At 70.1% G+C, this 11440-nt stretch carries 9 protein-coding genes; 7 read left to right on the top strand and 2 right to left on the bottom strand.

Annotated elements, in window-relative coordinates; translation table 11 throughout:
- Positions 1-79 precede the first annotated feature (79 nt).
- The 5 genes from VSH64_RS26885 (at position 80) to VSH64_RS26865 (ending at position 3953) form a co-directional block, all read left to right on the top strand.
- Positions 80-646, top strand: coding sequence for a TetR/AcrR family transcriptional regulator (locus VSH64_RS26885; protein WP_326565476.1), 567 nt, complete (start codon positions 80-82; stop codon positions 644-646).
- Between the two features lie 16 nt (positions 647-662).
- Positions 663-1289 carry a peptide deformylase gene (locus VSH64_RS26880; RefSeq protein WP_326565475.1) on the top strand — a complete coding sequence of 209 codons (627 nt, stop codon included), beginning with the start codon at positions 663-665 and terminating at the stop codon, positions 1287-1289.
- Between the two features lie 67 nt (positions 1290-1356).
- Positions 1357-2373: an alcohol dehydrogenase catalytic domain-containing protein gene (locus VSH64_RS26875; protein ID WP_326565474.1), complete on the top strand. Its 1017-nt coding sequence runs from the start codon at positions 1357-1359 to the stop codon at positions 2371-2373.
- 1 nt (position 2374) lies between these two features.
- Positions 2375-3067: a hypothetical protein gene (locus VSH64_RS26870; protein WP_326565473.1), complete on the top strand. Its 693-nt coding sequence runs from the start codon at positions 2375-2377 to the stop codon at positions 3065-3067.
- A gap of 61 nt (positions 3068-3128) precedes the next feature.
- Positions 3129-3953, top strand: coding sequence for an isocitrate lyase/PEP mutase family protein (locus VSH64_RS26865; RefSeq protein WP_326565472.1), 825 nt, complete (start codon positions 3129-3131; stop codon positions 3951-3953).
- A 1002-nt stretch (positions 3954-4955) separates the two neighbouring features.
- Here VSH64_RS26865 and VSH64_RS26860 read toward each other — a convergent pair.
- Positions 4956-6419 carry an AlkA N-terminal domain-containing protein gene (locus VSH64_RS26860; RefSeq protein ID WP_326565471.1) on the bottom strand — a complete coding sequence of 488 codons (1464 nt, stop codon included), beginning with the start codon at positions 6417-6419 and terminating at the stop codon, positions 4956-4958.
- A 245-nt stretch (positions 6420-6664) separates the two neighbouring features.
- Here VSH64_RS26860 and VSH64_RS26855 point away from each other — a divergent pair, with 245 nt between their 5' ends.
- Together VSH64_RS26855 and VSH64_RS26850 are read left to right on the top strand one after the other, a co-directional pair.
- Positions 6665-8245 carry an alkaline phosphatase D family protein gene (locus VSH64_RS26855; RefSeq protein ID WP_326565470.1) on the top strand — a complete coding sequence of 527 codons (1581 nt, stop codon included), beginning with the start codon at positions 6665-6667 and terminating at the stop codon, positions 8243-8245.
- Positions 8246-8515: 270 nt separating this feature from the next.
- Entirely contained in the window at positions 8516-9100 is a 585-nt protein-coding gene (locus VSH64_RS26850; RefSeq protein ID WP_326565469.1) for a discoidin domain-containing protein, read from the top strand.
- 566 nt (positions 9101-9666) lie between these two features.
- Here the strand turns inward: VSH64_RS26850 and VSH64_RS26845 are convergent.
- Positions 9667-11421 carry a pentapeptide repeat-containing protein gene (locus VSH64_RS26845; protein WP_326565468.1) on the bottom strand — a complete coding sequence of 585 codons (1755 nt, stop codon included), beginning with the start codon at positions 11419-11421 and terminating at the stop codon, positions 9667-9669.
- Between the last annotated feature and the right edge of the window lie 19 nt (positions 11422-11440).

Genomic DNA, 11440 nt, shown 5'->3' with positions numbered 1-11440 from the left:
CGGGGCCGGCTCGCCCGCGCGGGTCGTCCGCCGTTTCGGGTTGGTCGACAGCCGAGACGACCGGTCATATAATCGCGGGATGCCTCGTGCCAGTGTTCGTGAGGTGATCGTCGAGACCGCGGTCACCGAGTTCCACCGCTACGGTTTCGCCGCGTGCTCGGTCGACACCATCACGCGGGCGGCCGGCGTGCCGAAGGGCTCGTTCTACAACCACTTCAAGAGCAAGGAAGACCTCGGCGCCGAGGTCGTCGCGCGCTACGCCGAAAGCTCCGGCTGGCGCGCCGACCACGGTGACCTCGGCCCACTTGACACGCTGCGCGCGCGGTTCACCGTGATGCGCGACGTGCTGGTGGACAACGAGTTCACCCGCGGCTGCCTCATCGGCAACATGGGGTCCGAGCGCGCCGACCACAGCCCGGTGATCCGCCGGCAGGTCGGGGAGAGCCTCGGGCACTGGTCCGACAGCATCACCGACTCGATCCGCCAGGCGCAGGCCGCGGGCGAGGTGGACGCGGACCGCGACCCGGAGGTGCTCGGGCGGTTCGTGCTCGACGCGTGGGAGGGTGCGATCATCCGTACCAAGGTGGCCAAGAGCGTCGCCCCGCTGGACGACTTCTTCGACGTCGTGTTCGGCTCCCTGCTGTAGGAAGGTGCCCCCGCGCGTGCTTGCCGACCTGGTGGACGAACTGCTCGCCCAGCCGCTTCCGTGGCCCATCGTCCAGGCCGGTGACCCGGTGCTGCGTGCGGTCGCGGCGCCGTACGAAGGTGAGCTGCGCGAAGCTGCGCTCGCCGGGCTGATCGAGGGCATGCGGGAGACGATGTACGCGGCGCCCGGCGTCGGTCTGGCGGCGCCGCAGATCGGGCTGCCGGTGCAGCTCGCCGTGGTGGAGGACGCCGAGCGGCCGAACACGCCCGCCGAGGTGCGTGAGGCGCGGGGGATCGTGCCGCTGCCGTTCCGTGTGCTGGTGAACCCGCGATACACCGCGTTGGGCGAAGAGCGGGTCGCGTTCTTCGAGGGCTGCCTGAGCGTGAGTGGTTGGCAGGCCGTGGTCGCGCGGCCGTTGCGGGTGCGGCTGCAGGCGCAGGACGAGACGGGCGCGGCGGTCGACGAGGAGTTCGCGGGCTGGCCGGCGCGCATCGTGCAGCACGAGACGGACCACCTGGGTGGGGTGCTGTACCTCGACCGCGCGGAGCTTCGGTCGTTGTCGACGCACGAGGCGGTGGCCCAGCGGTGGGCGCACGTGACGGCGGCCGAGGCGGCGAAGGAACTGGGCTTCGACCTGCCCTGAAAAACGCGTAGGGCGAATGTCGGTCGGCGGGTTGACAGATTCTAAGACGACCGGTCATATTCAACTCATGACAACTTACCGAGCGCTGGAAGTCACCGGGTCGCGGCAGTTCGCGCAGAGCGAGAGGGAGCTGGTCGCGCCGTCGTACGGGCAGGTCCGGGTGAAGGTGGAGTACTGCGGTGTCTGCCACTCCGACGTGCTGGCGGTCGAGGGCCTGCGCGCCGACCCGAGCCGGCCGGTGGTGCCCGGGCACGAGATCGTGGGCGTGATCGATGCCGTGGGCGAGGGCGTGCGGGCGTGGCACGTCGGGGAGCGCGTGGGCATCGGGTACCTGGGCGGGCACTGCGGCGAGTGCGATTCGTGCCGCCGCGGTGATTTCGTGAACTGCACCGACCAGCCGTGGACCGGCACGAACGTCGACGGCGGTTATGCCGAGTACGCCTATGCGCGCACGAGCGGCCTGGTCCGGATCCCGGCGGGACTGTCCTCTTCGGACGCCGCACCGCTGCTGTGTGCCGGCATCACCACGTACAGCGCGTTGAGCACTCTCGACGCGCGCCCGGGTTCGCTGGTCGGGATCCAGGGGATCGGCGGGCTGGGCCACCTCGGCGTGCAGTACGCGAAGGCGCTGGGCTACCGCGTCGCGGCGATCGCGCGCGGTACGGACAAGGCCGAGCTCGCCGCGCGGCTCGGTGCGGACGAGTATGTGGACAGCACGGCGGGCGATCCCGGTGCGGCGCTGCAGAAACTGGGCGGGGCGGCGGCGATCGTCGCGACGGCCGCGAGTGGCGCGTCGATGTCGCCGCTGGCGGCGGGGCTCGCTCCGCGTGGGCGCCTGGTGGTGGTCGGCGCGGCTGCCGATCCGCTGTCGATCACGACGTCGGACCTGATCTTCGGCACGCGCACGGTGACCGGCAGCCTCACCGGCTCGTCGATCGAGAACGAGGACAGCCTCGCGTTCGCCACCGACCGCGGCGTGCGGCCGATGAACGAGATCGTGCCGTGGACCGAGGCGCCGGCCGCGTACGAGCGCATGCTGGCGGGCCAGGCGCGCTTCCGGATCGTCCTCGACCTGGCGGCCTGAGATGTCGCTGCTCGACGAGGTTCTCGACGCCCACGGCGGCCTGGCGCGCTGGCGGCAGTTCAGCGAAGTGACCGCGACGATCGTGACCGGCGGTGAGTTCTGGGGGTTGAAGGGCCTCGTGCAGGACCCGAACCCGCGGCGGATGACGGTTTCGCTCGTGCGTGAGGAAGCTTCGTTGCATCCCTTCGGTGCGCCAGATCAGCGCACGCACTTCACGCCGGAGCGCATCGCGATCGAGAAGCTGGACGGCACGGTGGTGGCTTCGCGGGACAACCCGCGCGAGTCGTTCGAGGGGCACGAGTTGACGACTCCGTGGGACCCGCTGCACCGCGCGTACTTCAACGGGTACGCGTTGTGGACGTATCTCACCACTCCGTTCCTCCTGGCGGGTGAAGGGTTTTCCGTCGTCGAGGCCGAGCCGGTGTGGGAGGGCGGCGAGCGGTGGGAGGTGCTGGAGGCGACGTTCCCGGAGTCGGTGGCGAGCCATTCGCGGGTGCAGCGCTTCTACTTCGGGCCGGACTTTCTGGTGCGGCGCCACGATTATCACGTCGACATCGCGGGTGGGTTGCCGGGCGTGCAGTACACGGACGACCACGAGCGGTTCGCCGGCTTGAGCTTCCCGACGCGGCGGCGCGCGTACCGCGGCGAGACGGTGATGGTGGCGATCGACCTGAGCGAGATTTCGCTGCGCTGAGTTTTTGTCGGTGCCCGCTGCTAGCGTCCTCCTCATCGGATCAGACCCCGGGAGGGACAGGATGGAATCGTTGCGGGACAAGGCAAAGGCGTTCAGAGCACTGCACGCGCAGCCCATGGTCGTGCTGCCGAACGCGTGGGACGCGGGCAGCGCCGCCGTGCTCGAACACGCCGGTGCGCCGGCCGTCGCCACCACGAGCGGCGGCGTCTCGTGGGCCCGCGGCCACGGCGACGGGCAGGGTCTGAGCCGCGCCGAGATGACGGAAGCGATCCGGCAGATCACCGCCGCCGTCTCGGTGCCGGTGAGTGCGGACATCGAGGGGGGTTACGGCCCTGATCCCGGAGACGTCGCCGCCACCGTCACAGAGGTCCTCGGCGCCGGCGCGGTGGGGGTGAACCTGGAGGACTCGCGGGCGGGCACGCTCACGCTGTTCTCGCCGTCGGAGCAGGCGGCTCGGCTGGCGGCCGCGCGTTCGGCGGCGGACGAGGCGGGTTTGCCGGAGCTGTGGATCAACGCGCGGACCGACGTTTTCCTATTCGGCGTCGGCGAGCCTTCGGGCCGGCTCGCCGACGTCCTTTCGCGCGCCACGGCTTATGCCGAGGCCGGTGTGGACAGCATCTTCGTGCCGGGTCTGGTCGATCTGGAGGCGTTGGGCGAGCTCACCGCGGCGTCCCCGATCCCGGTGGCGGTGATGGCGTGGGCGGGCGCGCCGTCGGTCGCGGAGTTCGCCGCCGCGGGCGTCCGCCGCGTCACCGTCGGGACGGCTCTCGCCCAGGCCGCCTACGGTGTCGCCCTGCGCGCCACGCAGGAGATGCTGACCGGCGGCACGTACGACGAACTGTCCTCGGCGATGGATTTCGGGGCTCTGAACGGATTGTTCGGCTGATGTGCCTTTCCGGCGACGGCGGCATGGTCTCCTGCGGCGACGGCTGCCGGTTCTGGATGAGGGGGTGATCACCTGGTGGTGAGGAGGTGATGGCCGGGGGTTGGCACGTCGGCGCTGCGGAGCCGGGGATTCGCGGCGTGGGTGTGCGGCAGCCGGTGATCCGTGACGTTGCTCGGCGTTGGTCGTGTGCCGTCGTCTGAGGCGCTCGGGCTGCGGTGTCGGGTTTCGGGCGCTGCCGCAGCTTGGCGGCCGCCCGGGCAGGCCGCCGTCGGTCGCGAGTGGTCCGCGGCGCCGACTACTTCGGGGTGGCTGCGAGACCGCTCGCTGGGCACGCCGTGGCACTGTCAGGGTCGTCCGCGCGGCCTGGTTCGGCGTTGGTCGTGTGCCGTCGTCTGAGGCGCCCGGACCGCGGTGTCCGGTTTCGTGGCGCTGCCCACCTTCGCGGCCGTTCGGGCCGGCTGTCGGTCGCGAATGGTCCGCGGTGCCGGGTACTTCGGGGTGGCTGCGAGACCGCTGTGTGGGTGCGCGCCGTCGCACTGTCAGGGTCGTCCGCGCGACCCGGTTCGGCGTTGGTCGCGCGCTGCCGCTTGAAGCGCTCGGGCTGCGGTGTTGGGTTTTGTGGCGCTGCCGCAGCTTGGCGGCCGTTCGGGCCGGCCGTTGGTTGCGAGTGGTCCGCGGTGTCGACTGCTTCGGGGTGGCTGCCAGACCGCTCCGCGGGCGCGCGCCGTCGCACTGTCAGGGGCGCCGGCGCCACCCGGTTCGCCGTTGGTCGTGTGCCGTCGCCTGAGGTGCTTGGACCGCGGTGTCGGGTTTGTGGCTGCCCGAACTTCGCGGCCGTTCAGGTCATACATCGCGAGTGGCCCGCGTTGTCGGCTACATCGGGGTGGCTGCCAGACCGCTACCTCGGCGCACGGCGTCGGACTTCCCCGGTCGGCCGCGCGACCCGGCCCTGCGCCGGCCGAACGTCGTGGTTGCGAGGAGAACGCCTTGGAGAAAACCAGATCAGGAAGGAAGCCGATTGATCGGATGATCACCTGTCGCCCACAGGTACTGCACCGCATAGGCACGCCAAGGCTGCCAGACCACGGCGTGCCGGGTAAGGGCCGACGGCGACGTCGGGAGCTCCAACGCGGCGGCTGCCAGCTTCACGCCGAGGTCCGTCGGCACGAACGCGTCCGGGTCGCCGAGCGCGCGCATCGCGATGGTCTCCACCGTCCACGGGCCGAAGCCCGGCAGGGCGGACAACGAAGCTCGGGCCCGGGCCCAGTCGCCGCCGGGGGAGAGGTCCAGGTCGCCTGAAGAGAGGGTGGTGATCAGCTGGAGCAGGGTGTTCCGGCGTGATTGCGGCATGGCGAGCGTGGCGGGGTCCAGCGCGGCGAGGTCGGCCGGGGTGGGGAAGAGGTGGGTGAGGCCGCCGTCGCGGTCGTCGACGGGGGTGCCGTGGGCGGTGACGAGGCGGGCGGCGTGCGTGCGGGCCGCGGCGGTGGACACCTGCTGGCCCAGCACGGCCCGGAGGGCGAACTCCTCCGGGTCCGTGGTGTGCGGCACGCGGCGGCCGGGGCTCTTCAGGACCAGCCGGGCCAGCACCGGGTCTTCCGAGAGTTGCGCGTCGACCGCGATCGGGTCGGCGTCGAGGTCGAGGAGGCGACGGCAGCGGCTGATGGCGGCGGACAGGTCGCGCAGGTCGGTGAGGCTGAGGCGGCACGCGATGTGGTCGGGTGTCGGCGCGAGCGAGACGAGGCCGTGGCCGTGGGGCAGGCGCAGGGTGCGCCGGTACGCGCCGTCGCGCCATTCCTCGACGCCCGGCACGGCCGTGGCCGCGAGGTGGCCGAAGAGGTTGTCCGGGCACAGCGGCGCGCGGAACGGCAGGCGCAGCGACAGCGAGCCCGGCGAAGACGGCGCGCCCGAGGCCCGGGACCGCAGCTCGCTCGGCGTGAGGGCGAAGACCTGGCGCACGGTGTCGTTGAACGTGCGGATGCTCGAAAATCCCGCGGCGTGCGCGACGTCGCCCATCGGCATGTCGGTGGTCTCGACCAGCAGCCGCGCGGTTTCGGCGCGCTGGGCCCGCGCGAGCGCCAGCGGCCCGGCGCCCAGCTCGGCGTGCACCTGCCGCTCGACCTGCCGCACGCTGTAGCCGAGCCGCGCGGCGAGCCCGCGCACGCCCTCGCGGTCGACCACGCCGTCGGCGATCAGGCGCATCGCGCGCGCCACCAGGTCGGCGCGCTCGTTCCACAGCGGTGAGCCCGGCGTGACGTTGGGCCGGCACCGCTTGCACGCGCGGAAGCCCGCCGTCTGCGCCGCCGCCGCGCTCGGGTAGAAGCGCATGTTCTCGGCCTTCGGCGGCGCGACCGGGCAGCTCGGCCGGCAGTAGATGCCGGTGGTGACCACGGCCGTGAAGAACCACCCGTCGAACCGGGCGTCCTTCGACCGCACCGCGCGCACGCAGCGTTCGATGTCCTCGTACACGCGAGCCAGTGTGCCTCGGCCCACCGACAAAACCTGGCAGGAAAGCGACACAGACAACCTGCCCCAGGCTTCAGCTCGAATTCACCGCCGTGATCGTTCGCGCGCCACCCGCAGCTGGATAACCTGCGCGACGCGGGACGAAGCGCCCGCTCCACCGGCGAAGCCGCGACTGGGGAAGCCGCCACCGGTGACCGCCGAACCCTCAAGCCCGTGCCTGAAGACGGGCCGCCTCGAATCGGAGCGACGTGGACAACCCGACGCGACGCAAGTTCCTCACCGTCACCGGAGCCGCCGCCGCGCTGGCCCTGGCCGGCACCCTGCCCGGCCTCACCGCGTCCGGCGCCACCACCGTGGACACCGACCGCGTGCCCGGCTACCCGTTCACCCTCGGCATCGCCTCCGGCGACCCGCTGCCCGACGCGGTGGTGATCTGGACCCGTCTCGCGCCGAAGCCGCTCGATCCGTTCGGGGGCATGAACGACCGCCCGGTGTCGGTGCGCTGGGAAGTCGCGGAGGACGACCGCTTCCGCCGGATCGTGCGCTCAGGCACCGCGCTCGCCCGGCGCGAGGAGTCGCACAGCGTCCACGTGGACGTGCGCGGGCTGCGGCCGTGGCGGCACTACTTCTACCGCTTCCACGTCGGCGGCCACAGCAGCCCGGTCGGCCGCACGCGCACGTCGCCGGCCCCGCACCAGTCGGTGGCCGCCGTTTCGCTGGCCTACGCGAGCTGCCAGGCCTGGTACGAGGGCTTCTACACCGCCTACCGCGACATGGCCGCGAAGGACCACGACGTCGTCTTCCACCTCGGCGACTACATCTACGAATACGGCGTGGGCGCCGACGGCGGCCTGCGCAAGCAGGACATGGCCGTGGACTTCCAACGCGAGACCACGACGCTCGACGACTACCGCGGCCGCTACGCCCTCTACAAAACCGACCCGGACCTGCAGGCCGCCCACGCCGCCGCACCCTGGGTGATCACGATCGACGACCACGAGGTCGAGAACAACTGGGCCGGCGACATCTCCGAGAACAACGACCCCGTCGCGCAGTTCCTCGTGCGCCGCGCCAACGCGTTCCGCGCGTGGTGGGAGCACCAGCCGGTGCGGGTCGCGCAGCTGCCGACAGGGCCGGACGTGCAGATGTACCGCCGGTTCCAATACGGCGACCTGATCCGCTTCAACGTGCTCGACACCCGCCAGTACCGCGACGACCAGGCCGCGGGCGACGGCACCAAGGCCCCGAACGCCGGCTCGCTCGACCCGAACCGCACGATCACCGGTGCCGCGCAGGAGAAGTGGCTGCTCGACGGCATGGCCCAGCACTCGGCGCGGTGGGAGGTGCTCGCGCACCAGACCGCGATCGCGCAGCTCGACACCGCGGCGGGCCCCTCGGTGCTCGTGCCGATGGACACGTGGGACGGCTACGTCGCCTCCCGCAAACGCGTGCTCGGCGGCGCACAGGACCGCAAGGTGCGCAACCTGGTGAGCATCGCGGGCGACCTGCACCGCAGCGTCGCCTCCGAACTGCGGCCCGACTACGCGGACCCGAGCTCCCCGGTGGTGGCGACGGAGTTCGTCGGCACGTCCATCACGTCCGGCCAGGACGGCATGGACCTCGACGCCGGCGGCCAGACCATCCTCGACGAGAACCCGCACGTGAAGTTCGGCAACTTCCAGCGCGGCTACGTGCGCTGCGAGGTCACCCCGCGCGAATGGACCGCCGACTACCGCGTGGTCGACAAGGTCTCAGTCCGCGACGGCAAGGTCACCACGCGCGCGAAGCTCACCGTCGAAGACCGCGTGCCCGCGATCCACGTCCACTGACAGGAGTTCCCCGATGCAGCGACGTCACCTCGTCGTGGCCGCCGGCGCCGTGGTGCTCGGCGTGGCCCTCACCACCGCCGCGCAGAGCAGCCCGGGCCCCCGCGGCGTCCAGCTCTCCGCGACGCCCGCGCAGGTGCAGGTCGTCGGCCTGCCGTGCCTGCCGAGCGCCCTCACCGTCGGTATGACCAACCCCGGCAACGGTTCGGTGTACGCGGACATGGAGCTGTCCGCCCCGAAACCACTGACCCTCGACCGGCGCGTGTTCTCGTCGTGGCTGCCCGTCGGCCAGCCCGTGACGGTGAAGGTCGGCGTCACCGTGCCGCGCACCGCCCGCCCCGGCCACTACACCGTCGGCCTCACCACGGACCACTCCCACCTCGCCGTACCGGTCGACGTACTTCCCTTACCCCCAAGGGCCCGGGCGACAACCTCCTCCTCGGCGAACAGGCCACGCCCTCCTCCACGAACGGCAGCTTCTCCCCCTGCGGCGCCGTCGACGGCGACTCGAACGGCGACCACTGGTCCACCACCACCGGCTGGAACGACGGCACGAAGTCCGCCTTCCCCGACACCTACGCCGTCGCCCTCCCCACCCCCACCACCCTCGCCCGCACCGTCACCACCACCCTCGACTCGACCAAGTACCCGGCCCCGAAATACGGCCTCCGCGACTTCGACGTCCAGGCCCAAGTCTCCGGCGCCTGGGTCACCGTCGCCTCGATCCGCGGCAACACGGCGGGCTCGGTGACCTCGACGTTCCCACCGGTGCAGGCGTCCGCGGTGCAGATCGTGGCCCTGGACTCGAACGACCACGCGTACTCGCGGCTGGTGGAACTGGCGGCTTACTCGAGCTGACGGTTGAGCGAGCTCCTTTGCGCTTTCGCCGCGTGGCCTAACAATCAGACGCTTCGCGGACTTTGGACGCCCGCGAGTTGCTGACTCGCGCGGCCATGCGGGGACGGCGGCTCGTTTTCACGCAATATCGCCTCTGGAACCCCACACGTGGTGCCTCAGACGAGAACCGGAGTTACCACTTCTGCACGGTGTTCTGCTGCTGCATGACACAAGCGTCGAGCCTTACCGGTGGGTAGTGCGGATGCGCAAGGTCCGCCAGTGGTGCCCGTCCGAGCGATCCCACAAGGTCATCTACCAGGGTCCCTACATCAAGGGGCCTGCCGACATACCCCTATTGGGCGGCGACGTGGTGCGCGCGGTCACTCGCTGACCCCGGCCCTGATCGCTCTACGCAGCTGCCCGCAGCCTCAACGCCGGTGATCTTGGTCCACCACCTGGTCCACGAACTGCTGCGCACGGATGCCGGGCGCGCCCAGTTTCGCGCAACTGCTGCCTGCCGTGATCAGGCGTCCCGCGCATCCGCGCGTCAGCGTTCGAACTACGGATCAGAAGGCCCCGGCAACGGGTCAGCGTTTCACGCGGGCGCGCACGGCGAGTGCGGCAAGTGTGAGCAGGATTGGGCCCGCGAACCGGGCGAACATGACCGTCCACGTGCCCGCCGTCGTCAGCTTCTGGCTAGTGTCGCGAAAGACGACCGCGCCCAGCGCAATCCGAGCAGACGTATCAACTCGATCCCAGGCCCAGCGGGCACCGGTGGCCGGCAACTTTGGTGGGATGTCATCGACGATGGTGACAGTCTCCTGCCCGCCGCCAAGGGTCGCGCGAGTCGCCGTTGTGGACTGCGATACAGGTCCGGGGGCCGCGAGGCCGAAACTGACTAACAGAATGGTGACGACGGCGACCAAGCCGATGAGTGCACTGATGGCGCGGGATGCTCGTTGCCCGTAGCCGGAGGCTAGCCAGTAGGTGAGCAGTACGCCCCGTTCTACGGCGGATGTGTTTATGGCGCGTCGGCGTGCCTCTTGCTCGCCGAAGTAGAAATCGCCGGCTCCGGCCTCATTTTTGCCGTCTTCGAGCGCCTTCCGCAGCGAGCGGTACAACGCCGCCAGGCGATCCGGCCCCACTTGCTCGATCCGGCCCTCAGGACTGTCGCGCGGATCGGAGGCCAGCCACCCGGACCTCGGCGCGCGGCGGGCCCGCCAGAGGTGCTCGTCGAACAGCACCTGCCGTGAGGAACGCCACCAGACCCGGGGCTGACGCGGGAACGGACTGTCACCTTCGATGCGTAGCTTGTCCAGATGGTGCGCTCCGGCGAATCGACACCAGTGCAAATCAACATCGGTCAGCGCAAGTTCCGATACGTCGGTGCCACTCAGAAACGTCAATACTGGACGATGCGCCGGAACGTATTCTAGGTCGGTTGCTTGGCAGCCCGTGGACTTCGTAGCTGAAGGCGCGAGCGACGAAACTGCCCCGAGAAAGGCGTCAGCGAGATCGACACGGCCACGGCGGATACGCAATTCCACCCCGCCGGCGAACCGTGTCCCTCGACATGACACCTCGCCAGCTTCGGCCTCAATCACGACGGCACCTCCAAACTGTGCTCCCCGAAGATCTAGTCGACCAGCCGTCAGCGGTCCCAGACGCTTGCTATTAGTGAAGGTCGCGCCGCTGAAGCGGGCATGTTGGACAAAGGCCGTGTCGCAGAAACTGGCGGCGCTGGTGAAGGTCGCGCCGCTGAAGTCAGCGTCTTCGGCGAAAGTCGTCGCGGCGCCGAGCATGGAATCGAAGTAAACGTCCCCCATGAAGGTCGCGCTGGTGAAGCGGCCGGACCACGTGAAGGTCGTACCTTTGAAGTCAGCGCGTTGGCTGAAGGTTGCGCGGGTAAAGTCGGCGCGTTGTTTGAAGGTCGTGCCGACGAAGCCGGCGCCCTCCGTAAAGGACGTGAGGAAGAAGCGGACGTTCCCGGCGAAGGTTGAGCGGGCGAAGAGAGCGACAGCGAAGGTCGCGCCGCTGAAGTCAGCGTCTTCGGCGAAGGTAGTGTCCCTGAAGTCGGCCTCGCCGGTAAAGGTCGTGCCATTGAACTGGGCATGACCTACCCGTGTTCGCGCTCCTCTTACACCTGACGGCGTGAGCGCGTCCTTGAGGTGGCGAAGTAGCGCCGGGTCAAGGGTGGTACCACGAACGTCGAGCTCCGCGCCTGGCGAAAGATGCCGAAGAAAACTACCGAGCTCGGCTGAGTTTAGGTGAGCTAAGCATCGGGCGAGGCCGCTGACCTGCACACCCGAGCACTGATCTTCCGGTTGTTCGAGGATGGTCACGCACCGGGGCCACATATGA

Source organism: Amycolatopsis rhabdoformis (assembly GCF_035918295.1).
GTDB classification, from domain to species: Bacteria; Actinomycetota; Actinomycetes; order Mycobacteriales; family Pseudonocardiaceae; genus Amycolatopsis; species Amycolatopsis rhabdoformis.
The sequence above is the reverse complement of the archived record's forward strand: the minus strand, read 5'-3'. Positions and strand labels throughout refer to the sequence as shown.